This is a genomic window from Agrobacterium sp. 5Ca50, from assembly GCF_055381905.1.
The window spans coordinates 247,704-272,994 of the sequence record NZ_AP026440.1; the positions used below are offsets into that span (position 1 = coordinate 247,704).

The following is a 25,291-nucleotide window of genomic DNA, read 5'->3' on the forward strand; positions in this document are numbered from 1 at the left end:
CACCGAGGTAATAGTCTTAGTTGGTCTTTTACCAACTTGCGTACCAAATCGGTGCCGATGTCGGTGATGACTGCATTCGCTGTCATTAGCTTGATCGTTAACAGTACAGCAGCGCACACGACCAAGGTCAGACCTTCCCAGATCATCCGAAACTGCGAGACCGGCAACCGTACAACATGTGTCGTTCATGGTGATACGATCTGGCTGGATGGCCATAAGATCCGTATCGCCGACATAGATACGCCTGAGGTAAGAAGACCAAAATGTGCCTCCGAACTTTCACTCGGAATCAAGGCCACGGGACGATTGATGGAACTCATCAACGATGGTCCGTTCGAGCTTCAGGCATGGCCCGGTAGAGAAAAGGACCGATACGGTCGCAATCTTCGCGTGCTGGTTCGGGATGGCCGCAGGCTCGGTGACATCCTTGTCTCCGAAGGCTTTGCGAGAACCTGGAGCGGCACGCGTGAATCTTGGTGCTAAACTGCGACATATGCCCGGCGGGTGATGTGGCGATAGACCCAATCTTCGTATTGTATGGAAGGCATAAACTCACGAGGGGAAGGGTCACCTCCGACTGCAATGCTTTTGTCGTCACGATAAAGACCGAAAGCGACCTCAATTTCGGTTAAACGTTAGTGTGCCAGCGTGTTTTCGGTTTTCGACCAAAAGCCGACATGAGGCTCCGCCATTGACGGAGCCCCTTGATCTCGTCAGTCGCGTCCCGGACGGGACCAAATGAGCTGGAGGTCATCCTCACCTTCGACCTCAGCCAGTGTTGCGTAGATCGGAGCCGGGAAGCTAGGATCGTCGAGCTTGACCGACAGGTAATCGCGGCCTTCGCCGGAGGTCTTCTGCCAAGCGGCACCTAGTTCAGCGCTACCTACGTAAACCCGGAACTGAGGGCCCTTATCGGAGGGGTTCTCGACGCGCGTGATGCGTGCCTTGACATTGACGGCCAGAGTGTGGATGGAGCCGGTGAAGCCGTTCTCGGTGGAGGCGAATTTACCGATGGTTGCCATGTTCATATTCCTTCTGGTTATTCGGGCCGCGCCCATCGCGGCCTCGATGGCTGTCGCTAAGACCGGTGACGATCGGACCGCACCCAGCCGGGGCCCCATCGCGTGCGATGGGGTGGCAATTGGGCCGTAATATAATGGAGGACGGCAAGTCGCAGATTTGTTAGTGGGAGAGGAGGAGACCGGAGGTCTCTGGGGTAAGAAATCAGAGCTGCCGTTGCGGGAAGACGATCGAGGCGAGGCCGGTCTCCGGTCAGACATGCCTCATCGAGCCCGCAGACGGGCTGCCGGAAATGAAGAGCAAGGGATATGAAACCAGCCTACCGGAATGTTAGCGGCTTGAGCAAACCGCACCTATCCTGTCACGTCTCTGTGAAGGTTCACTGTGATATGCATCAATCACTGACAGAGGTGTAACTCAGCAGTGGTGGGATCGCGAGCCATCCGCAAAGCTCTTTCCGACGGTAGGATGGCGTTGAACTGGGACGGCTCGATGCTGATAGTTCGCTGCAACTTAATGGTAAGCGGTAAGAGGATTATGCGACTGTAACCCGTCTCGACAACTGCGACTGGAAGCGAGCCTGTGATGGGCGCATCGGGGTTTTCAACCGCCCGAACGAACGGCCTCCAGGGTTCGCCAACGAGTTGATCATAGGCGGCCCGCACCCTCTGCTGCCATGCGAAGTGCGTGGGACTGGACGCCTATATCGGCCGCGAACTCGCTCTTGCCCCGTGCGGTGCTGTCATAGCCGACAGGACCGCCAAGATATTCGTAGCGCGCGCAGTTCGACGGCTTGGCCGTTGCGTCACGCGAGACGGTGACGGCGCAAGAGTGGAACAGACCGGCGTCGTGCGCCGATCCAACGGAGGCACCTACGATGCGCTGCAGATGGATCTGCATTGCCTTCGCGCCGAGGTTTTCGGCGGTTTCGACGAGTAATCGCTCATGGAGATGGCCGATGCCATCGCTGTCGACAACTGGCGTGCTGAAGCTTTCTGCGATCTTGTTGGCTTGGGTGGAGGCCAACCACTTCGAGGATGGTGCCGCGGCGAGATTTCACTGGGCCCGTGTTAAAGCGGTTGCCTTGACCATCTCTGTTCCTTCCTTAGCTGCCAAAGCCGTTAAACCCATGCTGGTCTGCGCTTCGTTGCCGATGACGAGAACCGGCAAATGACGAGCGCTGCACAGGTTCGATCCGTCTGAACCGGCAGGGCAGGTTTGCGTGCTTGCGGGTTTCGAACTGTTCGGGAGTGCGGACCTGCCTTGCGCAGGCAGGCTAAGTCGGCCTCACCGCGGCCTTGAAACGATCGGCCGGCGGTTCCCAACGCTGCGAACAATAAGGGCGGTGCGGCACAGATCGCGCGCCACGAGAAGGCAGACTGGTCAAGCCCCCCATGCAGTTGACATCAAAACCAGACAAGTCCAGCACGCGCTTGGCTACAGCTTGGAAACACTTGACGACGGCGGGCTATTGAGTTCATCATCTTGACCCTTTCAAGGGCTGGAAGTGAAGGTTAAAATGTCATTTAAACGTGACTATCGATCGCAGCCTAGCACCCCTCGCGCGTTGCCGACGTGGTGTCGGGACGGGTCAATGATGGGCGTCTGTCGGAGGATGCCTCTCTAGATGCGGCAGGCCCCAGCTTTTTCTTTGCCTTAATATCTTTCATATTCTGGAGAACGTCGTTCCAGTCGTCCGCAGGTGGGCGGAGCCGTTGCCAGTCGCTTCCCGTACTTTGAGCAATGAGACGCAGACGTTCCGCATAGACATCCCCCTGTGGATCGGAATCGGTCGCGGCGATAATTTGACAGCCCGGCCTCGAGGCGATTACGTTAAGTGCGGCTTCTGTTGCCGGAGACCAGCCGCCGCCTGTGCTGACGTAAAGCGTTTGATCCCGCAGACCTTCAAGTGCGGCCAAGCTTAGCGCGTCGACTGCAGCCTCCGTTACGCAGAGACGGGAAGCGCGGCTTGAGCCAATGCGAAAAAGGACCTTCGAGCCCCCTTTGGAAAAACCTCGCCACTCTGGACCACGCTCTTCCCAGCCGACGGTGCGGCATCCGTTGTCGAGATGTGCCGCCCAGATACTGCCGCACGGTCCTTCCCGAAGGACGCCGGCCTGTATGGCCGTGAGGGCGATGGCTGTTGGGATTTTGCGCACCGAGCATAGATAGTGCCATGCGCTGGAGCCCCTCGATGGCGCGCGACGACTTTGCCAGCGCTCCACGATGCCTTTGATTTGCTGCTTCGGGTGCGATGCCTTACATTGCAGCCGTGAAGGTTCAAACCCGACCAATGACGCAATCATGTCCACGGCAGTCGGGAACGGGATCCTTTCGAGAAACATTACAAGTTCGAAGACATCACCCTTGTTGTCACTAAGCGGATCGAACCATCCTCGTCCATCATGGGTTACGATGGCGATGTTGCTGCCATGCCGGTACTTTACAGCCCGTCGCGTGCTCTGTTTATGGTCTATCTCGTATCCGGCATTCTCGAGCGCAGCTTCGCAACTGACCTTGGCGCGCAGCGCCTCTAAGTCTTCTCTTTTCATACTGTCTCCGGCCGTGTCGCGGCCGCCCCTTTTTCCTTTTCGTCAATTTGCAGAACGTTTTGCAATCAGCCGCGAAGAGCGGAGGGTAGAAGAGCGCTGCTTGCAACTGGTAAAAGTTGCAGGGCGGTGCTGCGGCGAAGTTGCCTTGAGGCCAACTGCTTGCCAGCGGCACGGATAAGTGGGTTTCATTGAGACCAGTGCGGAAAATATTCACGGCTTCTAGCAAGTCTTCGCCATCGAGTTCGTTGGACCAAGGACGCCAAATTTGAAAGGCGTGATGGGCACCATCAGATCGCGAGAAAGCTGGAAAGCATGGGACTGTGCGAGAGAAAGTTTGTGCAGGCCAATTCCCGCTCGATCATTCCACTGTAGACTTAGGAACGGGCGAGATCACCGCCCGATGGTCTCGACTCCGAGCGCAACTGAGGCGATTATGAGGGTGGTAGTCAAACTCCTAACCCAAAGTGACAGATATTTCGATCAGCACCTCGGGAAGCATTTAAGTGCGCGAAGGTAGGTGGTTGCGCAAATTCAAGACTGTCCAAGCCCTATTTTAAGGATCCGGTTTAATGGGGAAATATGAACAATCTAAGCTTTCCCGGTCTCTCAGAAAGCTGCAGTCAGCAAAAAGCTGGAACGGGCTCGAACAAGCGTTCTCCGGCATCAGGGATATCTACGAGTTTAATCATTTGACGTTCCTTTCTGTACGTAATCCAGGCAGTGGAAATTCTTCGCCCGTGTACTGCACTACCTATCCCGAAGAGTGGACTGCACACTATGTCGTAAACGACTACTTTTCCGTGGATCCCGTTGTTCAAGTCCACAAAACTGATCTACTGCCAGTCGACTGGTCTTCACTTGACCGGACATCTAAGCCGATAAAAAACCTGTTCCGCGAGGCGAATAGTCTGGGCGTCGGACGCCACGGCCTTACTGTCCCAGTGAGGGGGCCGTCAGGTGAGCGAAGTTTGTTTTCAGCGACATCAGACAGATCACGGCGAGAGTGGACATATCTCAAAACGCGATCCAAACCCGACCTTATCCTCATTTCGCACTATATGCATGAACGTTTTGTAGATGTACTGGAAGCGCGAAATCATGATTTTCGCCACCTCTCCAGACGCGAACGCCAATGCCTACAGATGTTGGCTCAAGGCGTTGTTCCCAAGCGGATCGCGTCGAGTTTACACCTATCAGAAAGCGCGGTACGCCTCTATATCAGCACCGCCAGAAGGAAACTGCGGGCAGCGACGGTGTATCAGGCGATCGCGCGAGCGACCTGTTGCGACATGATCGATATCTAGTATCCAAGCTTTGGCCGGGACCGGCAGGTGTCCAATAAGGCTTGGCGTTCATTAATGCATCGCCAGTACAGCTGTCATTATCGGAATTTCCGATACTCCCTCAATCGTACAGTTTAACGCTTTTATAACCGCCTCGGGTGCCAGGTGCACTTAACTGGATGATGCCCGCCTATGCCCGCGGCAAGACCCAAACGTCATCCCGCTCGTCATTTAAGGGGGCAAATTATGGTCCGACGCTAGGTTTCTGCAGTGCAAAAGTGTGAACTCTGTCGACGTCATCCACGCTAACGGCGACAGATCCTGTAGTACAGGTTCGTGACAGTGGCCGCGCTTGACATTGCATCGGCAGCCAGTTGTCGATTAGATCATGATCTCGCCACCGGTAACTGGAACCACGGCCCCCGTCATGTAACTGCCCAGCGCAGAGGCAAGCAGGACGTAAGCGCCGACCAGTTCTGCTGGTTGCCCGGCCCGACCGATAAGGGTGTTCTCACCAAATCTGGCTGCTTTTTCAGCCGACATTGTCGAGGGAATAAGCGGAGTCCAAATTGGCCCGGGCGCAACCGCATTTACACGTATGCCTTTGTCTGCAAGCATTTCGGCCAGACCCGCGGTGAAGTTAGAGATGGCGCCTTTGGTGGACGCATAGGCCAAAAGCTGCGGCGATGGCTGCCTTGACTGGATCGAGGTCGTGTTAATGATTGAACTGCCCGGCTTCATGTGAGGAGTAGCAGCCTTCGAGAGAAAGAATGGCGCGTAGATGTTGGTTCGGAAAGTTTCATCCCACTCATCACCCGTAATATCGGCGATGTCATCATAGGTTCGTTGGAAAGCGGCGTTGTTTACAAGGATGTCGATGCCACCGAGCTCGTCGACGGTGCGTTGTATAATGTCGGTGCAGTGTTCCTCGGATTTGATGTCGCCAGGAATGACAAGGACCTTCCGGCCGGCGTCCTCCACCCATTTTGCGGTGTCGCGGGCATCATCGTCCTCGTTGAGGTAGGAAATAACGATGTCGGCACCTTCCCGGGCGAAAGCGATGGCGACGGCCTTGCCAATCCCCGAGTCGGCTCCGGTAATGAGCGCGACTTTCCCTGTGAGTTTGCCATCCCCTTTATAGGAATGCTCGCCATGGTCTGGGACAGGTTGCATCAAGGCAGTTTTGCCCGGCGGCTCCTGCTGCTGGTTAGCATATGGTGGATTAGGGCGTCGTGTTTCGTCGATCATTACTCTCTCCTTTGGGCTCAACTATTCAACCCTGGAGTATGGTGTGGGTTCCATAAAGATGATGTGCTGCCAGGGGAGCGCAATCGCTGGCCCATATTTTCTTATGTAAGTGCGATGACGCAGAAGCTCACTCATGAAATTGCACGGGTCCCCAACATATGCGCCTGCGGACACAGCGTCGTTGTGTCCTGTCCTCTTTACTCTGACGCATCCTGCTCGGCGTTGAAGGCGGGGATTGTGCACGTCAACGGCAAGCCGTGAACGGTGGCCAGTATGTTTGAAATCCTTCAAGCCGAACCATCCGCAGGTGCAGCGCAGTGAAAAGCTGTGGGCTAATAAGCCGCCTGTTATCGAAATCAAATTTTTCAAATTCTGCTTTGTGGTGAAACTTGCGACCCTCTTACTTCTGGCATCTTGAATTAGCCTTGGATTTCTCTTGCAATCCTCGGCGCTGGTCGCCCACTCGAAATATCCATCGGCAGGAAGTGCAGGGCGTTACGATTTGAACGGCTCACAAAACGCGCCCGACGTATCGACGGTTTCAATACTGGCATTGAACATCGCCGCTTTCGGCGGTACTTTTTTGTGAAGAACGGCACCAGCCAACAGCGATCATAATCGACTATCAAATGACCTGTCCCGTCCTTGGACGCGGTGCTTCAAGTGAACGCGGTGTTATAACGCGGCGGTATGTCTAAGAAAGCCTTTCTATGCGATAGCAAGAGGAGGCCGCGCCAAGTCGGTTCACGGGTACAGCCACGGCAAATGGTGCCTCCTGACCTCGACTTACGCGCAATTGATATCTGTTTTGGAGATGTGACCACCATAGAATGCGAGGAGACTGCCCCCTTATTGTCCTCGTTCGTCAGGATCGAAGCCGTGGCTGGAGCATCATCAAGCTACATGTTGCAGACTTCATCAGAGATATTCTTCAAATCGATAGGTTTCGGGGTTGGTCCACGTTTCGCAGTGACGGCTTCTTGAAGCTTGCGCATACCCTCTCGCAAAGGCACGGTTTCCCGTGCGCGTTGCGACTGACGAACAACCTCCGTTTTGTTATTGTCGCCGGTAGCCTTCATCACAGCCATAGCCAATTCACGGATATATTTGTTCCTGATACAGAGTTGGCCCATCTAAGCATCTCAAAAACTGGATACCGTCCTGCATACCTGGATGTTTAAAAACTTGCCAGAGCTTTCGTGCATGACGATCGCGGTGACGACTCAAGGCAAACTTGCCACATCCGAAAGGATGTGACTGAGGCCTTCAATTGAAAACATCTACCCAAGGTGCGCCAACGCATCATGCTCCCTCTTCCACGCTACTCCAGAAATTTACGGTATGTAGAGATAGGGATTTCAGAATGGAAATATTGGATCGTTCCAATAATATCGGGGGTTTTTGTTCGTCTTGAGCACAGCGTCGCAGAGATTAGATTGATTTAAAACAATGTGATGTGGGGGCGCTTGTGGTTTTTAAGATAAGACCAATGATATTTAAGTTGATTTATTGGAACGTTCCAATTAATGATCGCTTGCGGCTGAAGATTTTGGGAGGGTCTGATGGCAAAGTCACGTGTTACCGTCATCGATATCGCGAGGGCTGCGGGCGTTTCGAAGTCGACAGTGTCGCTTGTGCTGCAGGGCTCTTCGCTTGTTGGTGATGCCACTCGCGCCAAGGTTAGTACGGTTATGCGCGAGCTTGGTTATGTCTATAACCGTGGCGCCGCGAACCTTAGGCAGTCAGGTTCGAAATCGATGATCGTTGGCGTCGTTGTCAACGACCTGACAAACAGCTTCTTTGCTGAGCTTGCAGTCGGCGTCGATGTGGTTGTCCAATCCGCCGGGTTTGTTCAGTTTCTTTCGAATACGAGCGAAAGCCTTGATCGCCAACGCGAGGTCATCGCCTCCATGCGAGAGCATGGGATCTCAGGTCTCATTCTGTCTCCATCGCGCGGAACGGAAGCTGCAGATTTGAAGCCACTGGTTGCTGCAGGCATTCCTGTTGTGGTCGCTGTACGAAACGTGCCGGGTGCAAAGGTCTCGTCTGTCGCCTCCGACAACCGCGAAGGTATATTTGCCGCCGTAAAGCACCTTGTGTCGCTTGGTCATCGCCGGATTGCTTTTCTCGGAGGGTTTCGCGACACGGCGGTGTTCAGTGAACGTCTGGAGGGATATCGCGCTGCTGCTGTTGCCTGTGGCCTCAATCTGGATGACGAACTAATCGTCGATTCTGCGCCGTCCAGGGCAGGGGGGGCGGAAGCCATAAATCGCGCGCTTGCGATTTCAAATGGGCCGACCGGTGCTGTGTGTTTCAACGACGCCGTTGCCTTTGGTGCATGTGATGGTCTTCGCGCCAAAGGTCTGGAGCCTGGGCGCGACTTTGCCGTGGTTGGTTTCGATGATGTGATTGAGGCAAAAACCGCTGTACCAGCCCTCACGACAATATCAGTGGATCCGCAGGGCATGGGACGCAGGGCCGCGCAATTACTGTTGAAGCAGATAAGTGCCGGCAAGGCAGAAGCCGAGACGATTGTTTCATCGGTCAGACTGGTGGTGCGTGAAAGCTGCGGCGCTTCGAAGGACGCGAATGCAGGGGAGGGCCGGGTATGACAATTCGCTGGGGATTGGTCGGCGCAAGTACGATCGCAAAGGAATGGGTTATCGGTGCGATCCGCGCAGCTGATGGCGTCATCGTGTCTGTCATGAGTTCTGATGAGGATCGTGCACGCAGTTACGCAGCAGCCAACGGTATTGAGGGTTATACCACGAGCCTCGAGCAACTTTTGTCGAATGCCAATATCGACGCCGTCTATATATCAACAACAAATGAACTGCACCGCGATCAGGCCATTGCGGCGGCAGGTGCTGGGAAGCACGTCCTGTGCGAGAAGCCTCTGGCTCTTTCCGTCGAGGATGCCCGAGCGATGGCTGACGCCGCCAAAAAGGCAGGTGTTGTTTTTGCGACAAATCATCATCTGCGCAATTCTGCGACCCATAAGGCAATCCGTGACGCAATTGCAGCTGGCAAGATTGGTCGCCCGCTTTCAGCGCGCGTGTTTCACGCAGGATATCTGCCCAAACACCTGCAAGGCTGGCGTCTCGACAAGCCAACAGCCGGCGGTGGCGCCATTCTCGATCTCACCGTTCATGATGTTGATGCCTTGCGGTTCGTCCTCGGGCGCAACCCAATAGAAGTCGTGGCATTCGCGCAGTCTGCGGGGATGACGAGTTCCGGTCTCGAGGATGCGGTGATGTCAGTCGTTCGGTTCGATGACGATATCATTGCCCAGTTGCACGATGGCTTTACAACAAGCTTTGCCGAGACCGGCCTTGAAGTGCACGGGACTGAAGGTTCGCTTATCGGGCGCAATGTCATGACCCAGCGTCCCGTCGGTAGCGTTGTGCTGCGCACAGCGGCCGGAGACCAGGAACTCTCTACCGTCGGCGGCAATCTTTACGAGGGCGTGATCCGCACATTCCATGCAGCAATCAAGAACGGCTCTCCCACGGCAACTGCCGAGGACGGGATCTGGTCGTTGGCCACTGCGCTCTCCGTGAAAAAGGCGGTGGAAACGCGAATGGCTGTAAAAGTTGAAACAGGGCTTTAATCGCACATGAGCAAGCACATTACTCCGGCCGAGGCCGCAGCTCTTATACCGGACGGCGCAGTCGTTTCCGTCTCATCTTCGAGTGGCCTTGGCTGCCCCGATTTGATGTTGAAGGCAATTGGTGAACGTTTCGATGCGACCGGTCATCCGCGCGAGTTGACGACCCTGCATCCGATCGCTGCTGGCGATATGAGCGGTATCAAGGGCATCGACCACATCGCCAAGAAGGGGCTGCTGAAGAAGATTATCGGCGGATCGTATCCTTCGGGACCATCGAGTGCAGAGCCGCCACTTATCTGGCAGATGATCACAAACAACGAAATTCCTGCCTACAATATTCCGTCCGGCATCATGTTCGACATTCATCGTGAGGCCGCTGCAAAACGGCCGGGTGTCCTCACCAAAGTCGGACTCGATACCTTCGTGGATCCAAGCCGGCAGGGTTGCGCAATGAACGCGCTCGGCTCCGCAGAGCCGGTCGTGAAGCATGTTTCATTCGAGGGTGAAAACTATCTCTATTTCGCAGCCATGGCGCCACAGGTGACGATTATTCGCGCCACGACCGCTGATGAGCGTGGCAATCTCACCTACGAGCACGAAGGTGCATATCTCGGTGGTCTGGATCAGGCGCTCGCCGCGCGCAACAATGGCGGGATCGTCATTGCCCAGGTCAAACGCATAACCAAAGAAGGGTCGTTGAAACCCCATGACGTTCGTGTCCCCGGCATGCTCGTCGATTACATCATTGTCGATCCGGACCAGAAGCAGACAACGCAAACAATTTATGACCCTGCCATCTCCGGCGAAATCATGAGGCCGTTGGACACCTTCACGGTGCCTGAATTCAATATTCAGAAGGTTATTGCCCGTCGCGTCGCACAGGAATTGCAGGCAAACAGCTGTGTGAACCTTGGCTTCGGCATCTCGGCGAATGTTCCGCGTATTCTCATGGAAGAAGGTTTGCACGGCGCTGTGACCTGGGTCATCGAACAAGGCGCGGTCGGCGGCGTTCCGCTACTTGATTTTGCATTCGGCTGCGCGTCGAACGCCGATGCATATATGCCCTCGCCGTATCAGTTCACCTATTTTCAGGGCGCCGGGTTTGACGCCTCGCTTCTCTCATTCCTTGAGATCGGCAGAGATGGGTCGGTAAATGTGTCAAAGCTGTCATTTCGCCCGCACGTGACCGCAGGGGCAGGCGGCTTCGTCGACATTACGGCTCGCGCCAGAAAGATTGTTTTCTCAGGCATGTTCAATGCCGGTGCCAAACTTGCAATGACAGATGGAAAGCTGGTCATCGAAAAGGAAGGCAAGCTCAAGAAACTTGTCGAGGAGGTCGAACACGTGACGTTCTCCGGCAAACGCGCTGTCGAGCAGGGCCAGGACATCACCTATGTCACTGAACGCTGCGTCATGAAGCTGACGCCGAAAGGTATCGTACTGACCGAGATTGCTCCGGGTGTTGATCTCCAGGAGCACATTCTGAACCAGTCCGAGTTTCCATTGATCGTCTCCGAAAACCTCAAGACGATGGATGCGAACCTCTTCGCCGAGACAAATATCGGTCTTACGCTTTCAACGAAACCCGTCCGGATTCTGGAGGGCGTGTTTAATGGCTAGCGGCACTGTAAAAGTCGATGTCGAGGGGCACGTCGCGATTGTGACACTCTCACGACCTGAAAAGTTGAATGCACTTGATCTGGACATGCTGAAAGCGCTGGTCACTGCTTTCGATGAGGTTGAAGCCAATACCCATGTGCGGGTCGCTATTTTGACCGGCGAAGGCAAAGGATTTTCAGCCGGCGGCGATATCAAGGCATGGGGAGGTATGCGGCCGGAAGAATTTGGTCACGCATGGGTTCGTCACGGCCACCGGGTTTTCGAGAGATTGGCCACTTTGCGAGTTCCCCTTGTTGCTGCGCTGAATGGCCACGCCTTGGGCGGCGGTCTTGAACTCGCTGGTGTTGCCGACATTCGAATTGCGGAAGAGCAGATCAAGATCGGTTTGCCTGAAACGGGACTTGGCATGGTGCCGGGCTGGTCAGGCTCGCAGCGTCTGGTCAAGCGTTTTGGCGCACAGGTTGTGCGCCGCATGGCGCTCGGCGGCGAGATTTTCACAGCTCACGAAGCGACCAACCTTGGCCTGGTCGATGCCGTGACCTCAACAGGCAATGCTGTGAATGCGGCCATGGAATATGCGCAAAGAATTTCGGCGCGGGGCCCGGCAGCACTCGAAGTCGTGAAACTGATGATCGCTTCCGCGAACGGCGAGGATAACGGCACGGCCGTCGAGGCACTGGGCTCAATTCTTGTCGCGAAAACAGGTGATCTCAAGGAGGGCGTCTCATCCTTCTCGGAGAAGCGCCCAGCACAATTCAAAGGAGAATGGTAATGACGGTTCTGGTTACTCCCAAGGCTCTTGCCGATCACAAAACCCGCGACTTCAAAATGTTGATCGATGGGAAGTGGGAAGCCGGTGGCGCACAGCCGATTGAGCGCGTGGCACCGAGCCACGGCGTCGTTGTCAGCCGTTATCCCAAAGGCACAAAGGCCGACGCGGAGCGCGCCATTGCAGCAGCACGCAAGGCTTTCGATCACGGCCCATGGCCACGGATGACGGCGTCGGAGCGCTCAACTGTTCTGTTGAAGGCGGCTGATTTGATCTCCGCTCGCGCCGAGGAGCTCGCTTATCTCGACGCGATTGAGGCCGGCAAGCCAATTTCGCAGGTTCGCGGAGAAATCGCAGGCTCCATCGATATCTGGCGTTATGCTGCCGCACTCGCCCGTGATCTCCACGGCGAAAGCTACAACACGCTTGGTGAAGGAACGCTTGGTGTCGTTCTTCGTGAAGCCATTGGTGTTGTTTCCATTATCACGCCGTGGAATTTCCCGTTCCTGATCGTCGGACAGAAGTTGCCATTTGCAATCGCTGCTGGTTGCACCACAGTCGTAAAGCCTTCCGAGCTGACGTCCGGATCGACGCTCTTGCTCGGCGAAATTCTCCAGGAGGCTGGCGTTCCGGATGGTGTCGTTAACATCGTCACCGGTACTGGTCCGGAGGTCGGTGCAATCATGACGACGCATCCGGATGTCGATATGGTGTCTTTCACGGGCTCGACAGGCGTTGGCAAGCTGACCATGACCAATGCTGCGCAGACCTTGAAAAAAGTTTCGCTGGAACTCGGCGGAAAAAACCCGCAGATTGTCTTTCCAGACGCGGATCTCGATGCCTTCATCGATGCGGCCGTGTTTGGAGCCTATTTCAACGCAGGTGAATGCTGCAATGCAGGCTCACGACTGATCCTTCACAAGAGCATTGCTTCGGATGTTGTAAAACGCGTCGCTGAACTCGCCAAAAACGTCAAGGTCGGTGATCCGCTTGACCCAATGACGCAGGTCGGCGCGATTATCACGCCCCAGCATCTCGAAAAGATCAATGCTTATGTCGCCGGTGCGACCAGCAATGGCGCCCACGTTGCCCATGGCGGTGAAACGCTCGATTTCGGCATGGGCCAATTTATGGCACCGACGATCCTCGACGCGGTCACACCGGAGATGGCGGTCGCTCGTGAAGAGGTTTTTGGCCCTGTCCTTTCCGTTTTGACTTTCGAGACGACTGCACAGGCCATCGAGATTGCCAACTCCATCGACTACGGCCTGTCGGCGGGCGTCTGGAGCCGCGATTTCGATACGTGCCTAACCATCGGCAGGAAAGTTCGTGCAGGCACGGTGTGGATGAATACCTTTATGGACGGCGCCTCCGAGCTTCCGTTCGGTGGCTACAAACAATCCGGCCTTGGTCGTGAGCTGGGTCGTCATGCGGTCGAAGATTACACCGAGACCAAAACACTCAACATGCACATTGGAGCACGTACGGGCTGGTGGATGCCGCAGAAATAAGCCGGTCCATCCGGTAATGAGACTGCCCGAGGAGGGCGGGTAATCGGTGCGGGAATGGTCCTGCATCTGGCAAGTCGAACTGGGAGGTTCTCATGCGCAAGTTTTTGACAATGACTGCAATTGCCGCAGTGATGGTGGGTACAGGTGGCATGGCCGCCAAGGCCGCAGAGAATGTGGAAGTTCTGCACTGGTGGACATCTGGTGGTGAAGCGAGCGCACTGGATGTTTTGAAAAAAGACCTGGAAACCAAAGGCATATCCTGGACCGACATGCCGGTAGCAGGTGGCGGCGGTACCGAAGCGATGACGGTTCTTCGTGCACGCGTTACCGGTGGTAACGCACCGACGGCTGTTCAAATGCTTGGTTTCGATATTGTCGACTGGGCAAAAGAAGGCGCATTGGGCAATCTGGACGAGGTTGCCGCCAAGGAAGGTTGGGATAAGGTCATCCCATCTGCGCTGCAGAAATTCTCCAAATATGACGGCCACTGGATTGCTGCGCCTGTCAACGTACACTCCACCAACTGGGTCTGGATCAACAAAGCTGCCCTCGACAAGGCAGGCGGCAAGCAGCCGGAAAGCTGGGAGGAACTGATTGCGCTGCTCGACAAGTTCAAGGAGCAGGGCATTACCCCTATCGCCCATGGTGGTCAGCCTTGGCAGGACGCGACCATCTTTGACGCCGTCGTGTTGTCGCTCGGCAATGATTTCTACAATCAGGCTTTTATCGAGCTCAATCCGGATGCGCTTGGCGGTGCCAAGATGAAGGAAGCCTTCGATCGTATGACGAAGCTTCGCTCATATGTGGACGATAACTTCTCCGGCCGCGACTGGAACCTTGCCTCGGCAATGGTCATCGAAGGCAAGGCCGGCGTACAGTTCATGGGAGACTGGGCAAAGGGTGAGTTCGTAAAGGCGGGCAAAAAGCCAGGCACCGATTTTGTCTGCATGCGTTTCCCTGGCACTCAGGGCACTGTCACCTTCAACTCCGACCAGTTCGCGATGTTCAAGGTTTCCGCAGAAAAGACCGCCGCCCAGCTTGTGATGGCATCAGCCATCGAAAACCCGGCCTTCCAGTCTGCCTTCAACGTGGTCAAGGGCTCGGCTCCAGCCCGCACCGACGTGTCTGATGCGGCGTTTGACGATTGCGGCAAGAAGGCCATCAAGGATCTCGCGGAAGCCGATAAAAATGGCACGCTGTTCGGTTCCATGGCGCATGGCCATGCCAATCCTGCATCCGTGAAGAACGCGATTTATGACGTTGTGACACGTCAGTTCAACGGCGAGCTTTCCTCAGACGAAGCTGTCGAGGAACTGAAGGCTGCCGTTGAAGCGGCAAAATAACGACTGCACAACCGGCTCTCTCCTTGCGGGGAGAGAGCCTCTGGGGGCAGCGGATGCGTCTCTTTCACAGGAAAGAGAGCGATCAGGCCAGAGTAGGGGGTGACGCGCCCTCAACCAAGATTCAACGGTGGTATCGACCATGGATAGCCGAAGCCGGCTGCAAGAGCTTCTGCCGAAGCTTGTGTTAGCTCCAAGTTTTCTCATTGTACTCGTTTTCGTTTATGGCTTCATCGCCTACACGGGTATTTTGTCGCTGACGGACAGCAAGATGCTGCCGTCCTATAATTTCGTCGGCCTCAGTAATTATTCCAAGCTGTGGGCTCTCCCGCACTGGTGGCGGTCGATCAGCAACCTTGCAATATTTGCAACGCTTTACATCATCATCTCTTCGGTGCTTGGTCTTGGCCTTGCTATTTTGCTGGACCAGAAAATTCGGGCAGAAGGGTTGCTGCGGCCGATTTACCTCTACCCAATGGCACTGTCGTTCATCGTGACAGGTACGGCTTGGAAATGGTTCCTCGATCCGGGCATCGGACTTGAGAACACCATGCATCTGTGGGGTTGGGAAAGCTTCAGCTTCACCTGGATCAAGGATCGAAACTACGCCATTTATTGCGTTGTAATTGCTGCAGTGTGGCAATCGTCTGGATTTGTCATGGCGATGTTCCTTGCAGGTCTCCGCGGTGTCGATAACGAGATCATCAAAGCGGCCCAGATTGACGGCGCATCGACCCCGACGATTTATCGCCGCATCATCATTCCTCTGATGCGCCCCGTGTTCCTGTCAGCCTTCGTGGTTCTCGCCCACCTCGCTATCAAGGCGTACGACCTTATCGTCGCGTTGACCGGTGGCGGCCCTGGTCAGGCGACCGAAGTTCCCGCCACCTTCATGTACTCCTACACCTTCACCCGCAATCAGATGGGAATAGGTGCGTCGTCAGCAATCATCATGCTGATCATGATCTTCTCGATCATCGTTCCCTATCTCTATTCTGAAGTTCGCGGAGGCAAAAGCCGATGAGCGTATCCAGCCCCGACAATGCCATATCGCATAACCGACTGACACGCGCACTGATCTACTCGGCGCTTCTGCTGTTTGCGATCTACTACCTGCTGCCACTCTACGTGATGCTGGTGAACTCACTGAAGCCACTGGATGAAATCCGCCAGGGCGGCATGCTTAACCTGCCACAACAGTGGACGATCGAACCGTGGATTACCGCCTGGTCGTCCGCCCAGATCGGTGTGCAACCAACCGGTTTACGTCCGTTTTTCATCAATTCGATCATGATGGTGGTTCCAGCCGTTGCCATCTCGACAATCATGGGCGCTTTGAACGGTTATGTACTCACGAAATGGCAATTCAGGGGATCGAATATCTTTTTCGGCCTGTTGTTGCTGTCGTGCTTTATTCCGTTCCAGATCGTTCTCATTCCGATGGCACGCATCTTGGGCATGATGGGACTGGCTGGCTCGATTTGGGGGCTGACCTTCGTCCATATCATTTACGGTATCGGCTTCACGACGCTCTATTTCCGGAATTACTACGAGTCTTTTCCGACGGAACTGGTCCGGGCGGCACAGATCGATGGTGCCAGTTTTTTCCAGATATTTTACCGCATCCTGCTGCCCTCATCGGGTCCGATCATCGTTGTTTCCGTCATTTGGCAGTTCACCAATATCTGGAACGACTTCCTGTTTGGTGCCACGTTCTCGGGTGCATCCACGACTCCGATGACTGTTGCTCTTAACAATCTCGTTCAGTCTTCGACGGGCGTGAAGGAATACAACGTCCATTTTGCAGGCGCGATTCTCGCCGCTCTGCCCACCCTCATCGTCTACGTCGTCTCAGGACGATATTTCGTGCGCGGCCTGATGTCCGGCGCAGTGAAAGGATAATGCCACATGTCGTTCCTCAAGATCAGCAATCTGCGCAAGTCCTATGGCGCACTCGAAATCCTCAAGGACATCAATATAGAGATCGAGCAGGGAGGTTTCCTGGTTCTCGTCGGCCCGTCCGGTTGCGGTAAATCCACGTTGTTGAACACCATCGCCGGTCTTGAGCCGATCACCTCAGGTGATATCGCCATCGACGGCCGTTCGGTGTCGGACTTGCACCCATCCAAGCGCGACATCGCCATGGTTTTTCAGTCTTACGCACTTTATCCCAATATGACGGTTGCCGGTAACATCGCTTTCGGCATGGAGATTCGCGGCATCGCAAAGGATGAACGGGAAAAATCCATCAAACAGGTGGCCGAGATGTTGCAGATTTCGCATCTGCTCGATCGTAAGCCCGGTCAGCTGTCTGGTGGGCAACGTCAGCGCGTTGCCATGGGGCGGGCACTCGTTCGCGACCCCAAACTCTTTCTGTTTGATGAACCTCTGTCGAACCTAGACGCAAAACTGCGTGTCGACATGAGAACGGAAATCAAACGACTGCATCAGCGCATGAAGACAACCATCGTCTATGTCACGCACGATCAGATCGAAGCTATGACACTTGCGACCAAGATCGCCGTGCTGAAAGACGGCGTGCTTCAGCAGTTTGGCTCACCCGCGGAAATCTACAACAACCCGGCCAACACTTTTGTCGCTGATTTCATGGGTTCGCCAGCCATGAACCTATTGAAGGCCAAGGTTACGGCCAATGGCTCGGGTCTTGCCGTTTCGCTTGCTCGCCATCAGGCTGAACCATTGGTGCTGGCGGTGCCGAATGCACCGGAAAGCCTTGCTGCATATCAGGGTAAGGACGTCATTTTTGGAATTCGCCCGGAGGCGCTGACCGATCCCGACGGTGCTGACCGAAATGCACGCACCGTTGCGGAAGGTGATTGCCTGATCGAGGTCGTGGAACCCGCTGGTGCCGATACATTTGCCGTGACCCATCTTGGTGGCAAGGAAATCGTCGCACGACTGCGCGCCGACGTCAGGATATCCGCCGGCCAAAACGCGCGTCTTGCCTTCAATCTGGACAAGGCAGTGTTTTTCGACCCTGGAAACCAGCTTCGCATCGCGTGAGAGTTAACGAGATCCTTGAAATGACACAGGCTCCTGACATCGTCATCATAGGCTCGGGTATTGGCGGCGCAACGATTGCTGCCGGGCTTGCTGGGTCTGGCGCGCGTATCACCATTCTCGAGCGTGGTGAACGCCTGCCCGACACGCCGGAGGCGCGCAGTTACCGCTCGATTTTCGTCGATGGCCATTTCAGGCCAAAGGAAACCTGGCGCGAAACAGACGGTACAGAATTCAATCCCGGCAACTTTTATTACGTCGGTGGCAACTCCAAACTTTTTGGTGCCGTTCTTCTGCGCTACCGCTCGCAAGATTTTACCGAGATGCAGCACCTCGGTGGTGTCTCGCCTGCCTGGCCATTTCCTTATGAAGAATTGGAGCCTTGGTACGGCAAGGCCGAGCATTTGTTCGAGGCCCGTGGCCGGTTGGGGGAAGACCCAACGGAACCGGTCCACTCTACAGCCTATCCTCACGCTGCCGTGCCGGATGAACCGGTAATCGCGCGTGTTAGAGCGGAGTTGAAGGCACAGGGATTACACCCGGCAACATTGCCGCTTGGCGTTGATATCGACGCCTGGCTGGCTGGCGGACGCACACCCTGGGACGGCTTTCCCAACACGGGAAAGGGCAAGAAGGATGCTGAAACGGCATCCCTCGAGTTGGCGTTGAAAGACCCCAACATCGAACTCGTGACGTCCGCCCATGTCGATACGCTGGAAGCTGGACGGGACGGCCGGATTGAGGCGATCCACTACACGCATCGAGGTGAGCGAAAGCGCCTGGTGGCGAAACTTGTCATCCTGTCTGCCGGCGCAATCAACTCTGCAGCCATTCTTCTCCGCTCAGGGGAGGGCAAGGGCCTGGCAAATCGCTCCGATCAGGTCGGGCGAAACTTCATGAACCATAACTGCAGCGCGATGCTGGCTATCAATCCGTTCAAGCGCAATGACAGCATTTATCAAAAGACCTTGATGGTGAATGACTATTATCTGTCAGGGGGGCGCGATAACCTGCCGCTCGGCAATGTTCAACTGCTCGGCAAAATCAACAGTGACATCCTCAGGGCAAATGCGCCGCGTTATGCGCCGCGTTTTGCTCTCGACTTCATGGCGGGACACGCCGTGGATTGGTACATGATGACAGAGGATCTACCGAACCCGGAAAGCCGCATCATGGTCGACGGCAAAGGCATCATCATGCAGTGGCGGCGGTCGAACATGGAGGCGCTATCGGGCCTTGAAAACAAGATGCGAGAGCATTTCAAGGCGGCCGGATATCCTGTGGTCCTCTCGCAAGCCTTCGACAAACGCACCCCCTCCCATCAATGCGGCACGGTGTGCATGGGTCTTGACCCTGCAACATCGGTTCTTGATCCGTGGTGCCGTGCCTGGGATCACTCCAATCTTTACGTGGTCGATGGCGGATTTCTTCCAACATCGGCCGCCGTCAATCCTGCCTTGACGATTGCCGCTCAGGCACTGCGCGTCGCCGACCACCTGGTGACGACAGGATTGAGTTCATGAATTTCGCAGCCGTTTGTCAGATCTCCGTCGCGCCCGTCGGATTCGGCCTCTTTATTTCAAGGAGCTATAAATATGAGCTTTGATTACATCATCACAGGCGCAGGTCCGGCTGGCTGCGTGTTGGCAAATCGTCTGTCAGAGGATCCGGACGTTCGTGTTCTTTTGCTTGAAGCGGGCGGCGGGGATTGGAACCCTCTCTTCCATATGCCAGCGGGCTTTGCGAAGATGACAAAGGGCGTCGCCAGCTGGGGCTGGTCCACCGTGCCGCAGAAACACATGAAGGGGCGGGTACTTCGCTATACCCAGGCAAAGGTTATCGGTGGCGGGTCTTCCATCAATGCGCAGCTTTATGCGCGCGGCAATGCAGCCGACTATGACATGTGGGCCAATGAAGATGGCTGCGAAGGTTGGGATTACCGTTCTATCCTGCCTTATTTCAAGCGCGCCGAGGACAATCAGCGCTTCGCGGATGATTATCACTCCTATGGCGGCCCACTTGGCGTCTCCATGCCAGTTTCAGCGCTGCCGATTTGCGATGCCTATATCCGGGCGGGGCAAGAGCTCGGCATCCCCTACAACCATGACTTCAACGGTCGGCAACAGGCTGGTGTTGGCTTCTATCAGCTGACGCAGCGCGACAAGCGTCGTTCGTCGGCATCTCTTGCCTATCTGTCTCCGATCAAGGATCGTAAGAACCTGACAGTGCGCATAAATGCTCCCGTTTCGCGCATTGTGTTGGAAGGTAACCGTGCTGTCGGTGTCGAAATCATCGGTAAAAATGGTCCTCAAATCATCCGTGCGGAACGTGATGTCGTTATATCTTCAGGTGCAATCGGCTCTCCCAAACTTCTGTTGCAATCGGGGATCGGACCGGCTGACCATCTCAACTCCGTCGGTGTGAAGGTGCAGCACGATCTGCCGGGAGTTGGCGGAAACCTGCAGGATCATCTCGATCTTTTTGTTATCGCCGAATGCACCGGAGACCATACGTATGATGGTGTCGCAAAACTCCATCGAACGCTTTGGGCAGGTCTTCAGTATGTCCTCTTCAGGTCCGGGCCCGTCGCGTCTTCGCTTTTTGAGACGGGTGGTTTCTGGTATGCAGACCCGAATGCCCGCTCACCGGACGTCCAGTTTCATCTGGGGCTCGGCTCTGGCATTGAGGCGGGTGTTGAGCGCCTCAAGAATGCCGGCGTCACCCTCAACTCGGCCTATCTCCATCCGAGATCGCGCGGTACGATCCGTCTATCATCGTCAGATCCGTCAGCCGCGCCGCTCATCGATCCCAATTATTGGGCTGATCCTCACGACAGGAAAATGTCGTTGGAAGGCCTCAAGCTGGCGCGCGAAATCATGCAGCAGGCGGCTCTCAAGCCGTTTGTCCTTGCAGAGCGTTTGCCCGGTCCGAAAGTGATGAGTGACGATGAACTATTCGAATATGGCTGCGCTAATGCCAAAACAGATCATCACCCCGTCGGCACGTGCAAAATGGGGACAGGGCCTGAGGCTGTTGTTGGGCTCGATCTGCGAGTTCACGGGTTGGAGGGATTGCGGGTCTGCGATTCCTCGGTCATGCCACGAGTCCCGTCGAGCAATACCAATGCACCTACAATCATGGTCGGTGAAAAAGGGGCGGACATCATCCGAAATCTGCCCCCTCTGCCCTCTGCAGTCTTCTCTTACGAACGCAACGATGCACGACCAAGAGCGCGCGCCGATATTCGTTAACGGAAACACTTTTCCCAGCCCAAGATTGCTTTCATAGGAGTGCTCGTAATGACTGAAGTAAGAGTGGCTGTTCTCGGTGGCTCGGGCTGGATGGGCAAGGTACACACCATGGCCTACCAGACCTTTCCACACTTTATCGGCACGTCTGGCGGGACTGCTCGCGTCGTTGCAATCGTCGAGGCTAATCCGGCTGCTGAAGACGATCTTTCCCGCCGTGCCCCCGGTGCGAAGATACTGCGGCACTGGAAAGAGGCCATAAGTGATCCTGAGGTCGATCTCATCGATATCTGCCTGCCGGACAGCCTTCACTACGAGGTCGCAAAGGCAGCACTTCTTGCCGGCAAGCATGTCTATTGCGAAAAGCCTCTTGCGGATACCGCGGCAGAAGCCCGCGAGCTTGCCGACATCGCCAAGGAAAAGGGTCTGATTACCAGAGTGGGGCACGCCTTTCCGCGAAACCCCGTGCATGATCTCGCCAAGGAGATCATTGACGCTGGTGAGATCGGCGACATTAAGATGTTCAAGGGGTGTCAGCATATCGACATGTATGGAGATCCCTTGGCTCCATACATGTGGCGGGCTGACGGCAAGTTGGCTCCCACAGGCATTGTTGGGGACACCGGCTCGCATGTTTTCAGCTTCATGGAGTTTCTGGTTGGCCGCGTTACCGCGCTGGTCGCCGACAATTTGATCCTCACTCCCAAGCGTCCAGTTGTTGAAGGTCTTGGTTATGGTGAGAAGGTAGCTTTGACGGGTGACGAAAAATGGGCCGAGATTACCAATCCGGATGCAACCCATCTGATATGCCGTTTTCAGAACGGAGCGGCTGGTATCGTAGACTTCAGCCGTGTTGCCACAGGCCGCAAGTTCATGCAGACCTACGAGATTTATGGCACCAAGGGTAGCATCGTCTACAACTACGATGAGGTTAATCGCCTGCGGTTTTATTCAGGCGATGATAAAACAGGCCGCGCAGGATTTCGCGAAATCGACGTAGGTCCCGAGAATGCGACGTTCCGCGCCTTCCTACCGCTGCCGAACTTTGCGCTTGGTTACAACGAGAGCAAAATTATCGAAGCTTCAGAGGTCGTGAGAGCAATCACCACGAGAACACCGATGTGGCCGACGTTCGAAAACGGTCATCATATTTGCCAGATTGTCGATGCCTGCATGGAATCGTCCCGCACCAGGCGCTGGGTCGACCTCCCGTTCGCCTGAATAGCCTCTAAGGACCAGTCCCATGACGATCAAAGTTCCTCAACATATTCTGGACGCGTTGACAGATGTAGAGATGCCCAAGCTTGCTCCAGAGGCATTGTCGGCAGAAAAAATCCGCATTGGTGGCGTTGAAATGCCCGTGTACCGGCCGGGATGTGTGGTCGTTGGATCCGGGGCGGCGGGGCTGCGCGCTGCTGTCGAACTCAACCGCCGCGGCGTTGACGCGGTGATCATCAGTCAGAGTGCATGGGGCGGGACATCGGCCTGCTCTGGGTCTGACAAACAGACCTTGCATACGGCCAACACGGCTGATCAGGGAGACAATTTCAAAGCAATGGCGCGTGCCATCCGCGCTGGTGGCGCAATGGACGAGGATACCGCATATGTCGAGGCCGTTGGTTCTCCTCGAATGATGGCCTCACTGCAGTATCTTGGCTTGCCGTTGCCGCAGGATCCGCTGGGAGGCACCCTACGCTATCAGACTGATCATGACGAGGTTGGTCGTGCGACAAGTTGTGGGCCGAGAACATCGCGATTGATGGTCAAGGTACTTGCCGAAGAGGCGCTAAGGCTTGAAATTCCATTCTATAACCAGACAACGGCTGTAAAACTTCTAAGCGACGGTCAGCCCGGCATGTCGCGTGTGACTGGCGTACTCGTTATGATGGCCGCCGCGCGCAGCGATGAAAATCCAATGGGGTGGGCCCTTTTCGTCTGCAACGTTGTGGTGCTTGCTGCAGGTGGCCCTGGGGAACTCTATCGCGATAGCGTTTACCCGAATGGGTGTTTTGGTTCGCTCGGCCTAGCATTGGAGGCAGGTATCCAGCTCGTCAATCTCACTGAAAGTCAGTTTGGAATTGGCACCCGCCGCGAAGGGTTTCCCTGGAATCTTTCGGGTACTTATGTGCAGGCAATGCCTCACATCTATTCGGTCGACGCAGACGGAAAGGAGCGCCATTTCCTTGGCGACTATTATCGTACCACGCAAGAATTGGCATCCAATATCTTCCGGAAAGGGTACCAGTGGCCCTTCCACTCGACCCGAATGCTCGACTTCGGCTCCAGCCTCGTTGATTTGGCAATTTATCGCGAAAGCGCGGCAGGTCGCCGCGTATTCATGGATTTCAATCGTAATCCTCAGCAGGTTCCGGGAGATGTCCCATTCTCGCTGGAGCGGCTCGACCGTGATGCCAGCGAATATCTGTCCAACGCTGGTGCTGTTCAGGACATGCCGATTGACCGCCTTCGGCAAATGAACCCTCTGTCGATAGAATTGTATCGTCGCTACAAGGTCGACATCGCATCACGGCCGCTCGAATTTGCTGTCAACAATCAGCATATGAACGGTGGTGTGATGGTCGATACCTGGGGCCGCAGCAATCTCGCCGGCTGCTATGCGGTCGGTGAGGCGGCAGGCACGCACGGTGTGACACGGCCAGGCGGCGCTGCCTTGAATTCCGGCCAGGTGTTCGGCACACGCGTCGCTGAACATATTTCAGCCAGTGGGAAAGCGAAAGCCGTCGAAGACAAAAACGTGCCTGCGTCCGCTGCCGATGCCTTAGACCAGTTCGTTGGTTTGCTCCGACCAGACAGCCCGCTTACGGTCAGGCATATCCGCTCCGAAGTACAGACTAGGATGAGTGAGAAAGCGGGAATGATCTGCGACGCGGAAAGCGTTGCCGGCGCGCTACAGGATGCCAGACATCTTAATGCCCGTATTCGTACGGAAGGAATTGGGTACGAACGAGCCGCAGAAGCGGGAAGGGCGCTACAGTGGGCGCAGATGGCAGCAGCGTCAGAAGCCGTCCTCACAGCGCTGCATTATTTTATCTCTGCTGGTGGTGGAAGTCGTGGCGCGCGAGCCATCTGTGATCAAGACGGCGAGGCACTGCCTCAGTCGCGATCTGGTGCTTTGGAAGAATTTCGCTTCCGCAAGGAAAGAGATGAGCACCGCGATGAACAGATCATCATCCAAAAGGTCGATCAGAGCATGGAAGTTCAGGTGCGGCTGAACAGGTCCTTTGATGAAAATGCAAAGTCCTTTTTTGAAAGGGACTGGCCAGCCTGGCTGACCGCCGAGGTCTATCATTTCGATAAGAATTGAGTAGATAACGGATACGCTGACCGTAAACCTCATCACCACCGAGAAGACTCTACACGCTCACCAAAAAGCCGCAAACTGGGCCTGCTAGCGTCCACAAAACAACGAGGAACTGTACGGGCATCCGGTCTGTGTAAACGGGTCGCTCGTTTGAAGAGTTCGAAAGAAGTCATGAACAGTCACACTGTGAGCCTCATCGTAGCAGATCCCGCCGATCTCCCGGACTTTAGAAGGGAACTCCAAGAGGCGTTCGCCGTCGCGGTTATAGAAAAGTACGGGGAGCTCCCCGATGGTCCCATTCCTTCCGACGAGGATATCGACAATTCAATCAATGCTCCGAACGCGGTCGCCCTGCGGATTCTCTCAGACGGCAAGAAGGTTGGTGGCGCGGTTGTGACCATCGATGAGGAGACCCACCACAACACGCTCGACCTGTTTTTCCTTAAGGTCGGGGAGCATGGCAATGGTCTCGGTCACAAGGCTTGGCTTGCCATTGAAGCGCGCTATCGGGAGACCGCCACCTGGCGAACGCACACGCCATACTTTGAGAGGAGAAACATCCACTTCTATGTCAATAAGTGTGGCTTCAAGATCATCGCGTTCTTTCATTCAAAGCACCCCGATCCAAACCATCCCGGTCCTAACGATTTACCGGACGACGAAGGGTTTCTGTTCGAGAAGATGATGAGATAGCGGATGTTTGATTTCACGGCTGGCTCTCGCGTGCAAAGCATGCGCTCACAGCTT

19 protein-coding genes and 1 pseudogene are annotated in these 25,291 nt (G+C 55.4%); 16 read left to right on the forward strand and 4 right to left on the reverse strand.

Annotated features, from left to right (window positions below):
* Nucleotides 1-66 precede the first annotated feature (66 nt).
* Nucleotides 67-483: a thermonuclease family protein gene (locus ACZ5FM_RS23335; protein WP_464041392.1), complete on the forward strand. Its 417-nt coding sequence runs from the start codon at nt 67-69 to the stop codon at nt 481-483.
* Between the two features lie 230 nt (nt 484-713).
* Here ACZ5FM_RS23335 and ACZ5FM_RS23340 read toward each other — a convergent pair whose 3' ends face one another.
* The 3 genes and pseudogenes from ACZ5FM_RS23340 to ACZ5FM_RS23350 all read right to left on the reverse strand — a co-directional run bounded on the left by ACZ5FM_RS23340 (nt 714) and on the right by ACZ5FM_RS23350 (nt 3,572).
* The gene (locus tag ACZ5FM_RS23340; RefSeq protein WP_250984833.1) at nt 714-1,022 is read right to left on the reverse strand and encodes a DUF736 domain-containing protein; all 309 of its coding nucleotides are present in this window, start codon (nt 1,020-1,022) and stop codon (nt 714-716) included.
* Nucleotides 1,023-1,616: 594 nt separating this feature from the next.
* Nucleotides 1,617-2,040 (reverse strand): annotated as a pseudogene (locus ACZ5FM_RS23345) (hypothetical protein); the annotation flags it as partial.
* 530 nt (nt 2,041-2,570) lie between these two features.
* Entirely contained in the window at nt 2,571-3,572 is a 1,002-nt protein-coding gene (locus tag ACZ5FM_RS23350; protein ID WP_464041393.1) for a DUF3991 and toprim domain-containing protein, read from the reverse strand.
* Between the two features lie 569 nt (nt 3,573-4,141).
* Here ACZ5FM_RS23350 and ACZ5FM_RS23355 point away from each other — a divergent pair.
* Nucleotides 4,142-4,876: a helix-turn-helix transcriptional regulator gene (locus ACZ5FM_RS23355; RefSeq protein WP_464041395.1), complete on the forward strand. Its 735-nt coding sequence runs from the start codon at nt 4,142-4,144 to the stop codon at nt 4,874-4,876.
* A 360-nt stretch (nt 4,877-5,236) separates the two neighbouring features.
* On the opposite strand, the gene ACZ5FM_RS23360 is transcribed toward ACZ5FM_RS23355, so the two are convergent.
* Nucleotides 5,237-6,103 carry an SDR family oxidoreductase gene (locus ACZ5FM_RS23360; protein ID WP_312948261.1) on the reverse strand — a complete coding sequence of 289 codons (867 nt, stop codon included), beginning with the start codon at nt 6,101-6,103 and terminating at the stop codon, nt 5,237-5,239.
* Between the two features lie 1,562 nt (nt 6,104-7,665).
* Here ACZ5FM_RS23360 and ACZ5FM_RS23365 point away from each other — a divergent pair.
* From ACZ5FM_RS23365 to ACZ5FM_RS23430, 14 genes are all read left to right on the forward strand, one after another.
* Entirely contained in the window at nt 7,666-8,715 is a 1,050-nt protein-coding gene (locus ACZ5FM_RS23365) for a LacI family DNA-binding transcriptional regulator (RefSeq protein WP_250984829.1), read from the forward strand.
* On the forward strand, nt 8,712-9,713 hold the full coding sequence (locus tag ACZ5FM_RS23370; protein ID WP_250984828.1) for a Gfo/Idh/MocA family protein: 1,002 nt from the start codon (nt 8,712-8,714) through the stop codon (nt 9,711-9,713). Before ACZ5FM_RS23365 ends, ACZ5FM_RS23370 begins: the two co-directional genes overlap by 4 nt.
* 6 nt (nt 9,714-9,719) lie before the next feature.
* Nucleotides 9,720-11,333, forward strand: coding sequence for an acyl CoA:acetate/3-ketoacid CoA transferase (locus ACZ5FM_RS23375; protein ID WP_250984827.1), 1,614 nt, complete (start codon nt 9,720-9,722; stop codon nt 11,331-11,333).
* The gene (locus tag ACZ5FM_RS23380) at nt 11,326-12,105 is read left to right on the forward strand and encodes an enoyl-CoA hydratase/isomerase family protein (RefSeq protein ID WP_250984826.1); all 780 of its coding nucleotides are present in this window, start codon (nt 11,326-11,328) and stop codon (nt 12,103-12,105) included. Before ACZ5FM_RS23375 ends, ACZ5FM_RS23380 begins: the two co-directional genes overlap by 8 nt.
* Nucleotides 12,099-13,613, forward strand: a complete 1,515-nt coding sequence (locus ACZ5FM_RS23385) for an aldehyde dehydrogenase family protein (RefSeq protein ID WP_312948269.1) — start codon at nt 12,099-12,101, stop codon at nt 13,611-13,613. The genes ACZ5FM_RS23380 and ACZ5FM_RS23385 overlap by 7 nt, the downstream gene beginning before the upstream one ends.
* Before the next feature lie 92 nt (nt 13,614-13,705).
* Nucleotides 13,706-14,956, forward strand: a complete 1,251-nt coding sequence (locus ACZ5FM_RS23390) for an ABC transporter substrate-binding protein (protein ID WP_464041396.1) — start codon at nt 13,706-13,708, stop codon at nt 14,954-14,956.
* A 139-nt stretch (nt 14,957-15,095) separates the two neighbouring features.
* Complete coding sequence (locus ACZ5FM_RS23395; protein WP_250984824.1) at nt 15,096-15,977, forward strand: carbohydrate ABC transporter permease; 882 nt, start codon at nt 15,096-15,098, stop codon at nt 15,975-15,977.
* Nucleotides 15,974-16,855 (forward strand): carbohydrate ABC transporter permease, encoded by an 882-nt coding sequence (locus tag ACZ5FM_RS23400; protein WP_250984823.1) that lies wholly within the window; start codon nt 15,974-15,976, stop codon nt 16,853-16,855. The genes ACZ5FM_RS23395 and ACZ5FM_RS23400 overlap by 4 nt, the downstream gene beginning before the upstream one ends.
* A gap of 6 nt (nt 16,856-16,861) precedes the next feature.
* On the forward strand, nt 16,862-17,977 hold the full coding sequence (locus ACZ5FM_RS23405) for an ABC transporter ATP-binding protein (RefSeq protein WP_312948275.1): 1,116 nt from the start codon (nt 16,862-16,864) through the stop codon (nt 17,975-17,977).
* A gap of 20 nt (nt 17,978-17,997) precedes the next feature.
* The gene (locus tag ACZ5FM_RS23410) at nt 17,998-19,497 is read left to right on the forward strand and encodes a GMC family oxidoreductase (protein ID WP_312948277.1); all 1,500 of its coding nucleotides are present in this window, start codon (nt 17,998-18,000) and stop codon (nt 19,495-19,497) included.
* Nucleotides 19,498-19,569: 72 nt separating this feature from the next.
* Nucleotides 19,570-21,225 (forward strand): GMC family oxidoreductase, encoded by a 1,656-nt coding sequence (locus tag ACZ5FM_RS23415; RefSeq protein WP_464041397.1) that lies wholly within the window; start codon nt 19,570-19,572, stop codon nt 21,223-21,225.
* A gap of 48 nt (nt 21,226-21,273) precedes the next feature.
* The gene (locus tag ACZ5FM_RS23420) at nt 21,274-22,443 is read left to right on the forward strand and encodes a Gfo/Idh/MocA family protein (protein WP_312948282.1); all 1,170 of its coding nucleotides are present in this window, start codon (nt 21,274-21,276) and stop codon (nt 22,441-22,443) included.
* 22 nt (nt 22,444-22,465) lie between these two features.
* Complete coding sequence (locus tag ACZ5FM_RS23425) at nt 22,466-24,547, forward strand: FAD-binding protein (RefSeq protein WP_464041398.1); 2,082 nt, start codon at nt 22,466-22,468, stop codon at nt 24,545-24,547.
* Between the two features lie 168 nt (nt 24,548-24,715).
* On the forward strand, nt 24,716-25,237 hold the full coding sequence (locus tag ACZ5FM_RS23430; protein ID WP_312948286.1) for a GNAT family N-acetyltransferase: 522 nt from the start codon (nt 24,716-24,718) through the stop codon (nt 25,235-25,237).
* Nucleotides 25,238-25,291: the final 54 nt, after the last annotated feature.

Excerpts from the sequence above, each read along its gene's own strand:
- ACZ5FM_RS23335 (WP_464041392.1), top strand. The coding sequence starts at position 67 with ATGACTGCATTCGCTGTCATTAGCTTGATCGTTAACAGTACAGCAGCG.
- ACZ5FM_RS23340 (WP_250984833.1), bottom strand. The coding sequence starts at position 1,022 with ATGGCAACCATCGGTAAATTCGCCTCCACCGAGAACGGCTTCACCGGC.
- ACZ5FM_RS23350 (WP_464041393.1), bottom strand. The coding sequence starts at position 3,572 with ATGAAAAGAGAAGACTTAGAGGCGCTGCGCGCCAAGGTCAGTTGCGAA.
- ACZ5FM_RS23355 (WP_464041395.1), top strand. The coding sequence starts at position 4,142 with ATGGGGAAATATGAACAATCTAAGCTTTCCCGGTCTCTCAGAAAGCTG.
- ACZ5FM_RS23360 (WP_312948261.1), bottom strand. The coding sequence starts at position 6,103 with ATGATCGACGAAACACGACGCCCTAATCCACCATATGCTAACCAGCAG.
- ACZ5FM_RS23365 (WP_250984829.1), top strand. The coding sequence starts at position 7,666 with ATGGCAAAGTCACGTGTTACCGTCATCGATATCGCGAGGGCTGCGGGC.
- ACZ5FM_RS23370 (WP_250984828.1), top strand. The coding sequence starts at position 8,712 with ATGACAATTCGCTGGGGATTGGTCGGCGCAAGTACGATCGCAAAGGAA.
- ACZ5FM_RS23375 (WP_250984827.1), top strand. The coding sequence starts at position 9,720 with ATGAGCAAGCACATTACTCCGGCCGAGGCCGCAGCTCTTATACCGGAC.
- ACZ5FM_RS23380 (WP_250984826.1), top strand. The coding sequence starts at position 11,326 with ATGGCTAGCGGCACTGTAAAAGTCGATGTCGAGGGGCACGTCGCGATT.
- ACZ5FM_RS23385 (WP_312948269.1), top strand. The coding sequence starts at position 12,099 with ATGGTAATGACGGTTCTGGTTACTCCCAAGGCTCTTGCCGATCACAAA.
- ACZ5FM_RS23390 (WP_464041396.1), top strand. The coding sequence starts at position 13,706 with ATGCGCAAGTTTTTGACAATGACTGCAATTGCCGCAGTGATGGTGGGT.
- ACZ5FM_RS23395 (WP_250984824.1), top strand. The coding sequence starts at position 15,096 with ATGGATAGCCGAAGCCGGCTGCAAGAGCTTCTGCCGAAGCTTGTGTTA.
- ACZ5FM_RS23400 (WP_250984823.1), top strand. The coding sequence starts at position 15,974 with ATGAGCGTATCCAGCCCCGACAATGCCATATCGCATAACCGACTGACA.
- ACZ5FM_RS23405 (WP_312948275.1), top strand. The coding sequence starts at position 16,862 with ATGTCGTTCCTCAAGATCAGCAATCTGCGCAAGTCCTATGGCGCACTC.
- ACZ5FM_RS23410 (WP_312948277.1), top strand. The coding sequence starts at position 17,998 with ATGACACAGGCTCCTGACATCGTCATCATAGGCTCGGGTATTGGCGGC.
- ACZ5FM_RS23415 (WP_464041397.1), top strand. The coding sequence starts at position 19,570 with ATGAGCTTTGATTACATCATCACAGGCGCAGGTCCGGCTGGCTGCGTG.
- ACZ5FM_RS23420 (WP_312948282.1), top strand. The coding sequence starts at position 21,274 with ATGACTGAAGTAAGAGTGGCTGTTCTCGGTGGCTCGGGCTGGATGGGC.
- ACZ5FM_RS23425 (WP_464041398.1), top strand. The coding sequence starts at position 22,466 with ATGACGATCAAAGTTCCTCAACATATTCTGGACGCGTTGACAGATGTA.
- ACZ5FM_RS23430 (WP_312948286.1), top strand. The coding sequence starts at position 24,716 with ATGAACAGTCACACTGTGAGCCTCATCGTAGCAGATCCCGCCGATCTC.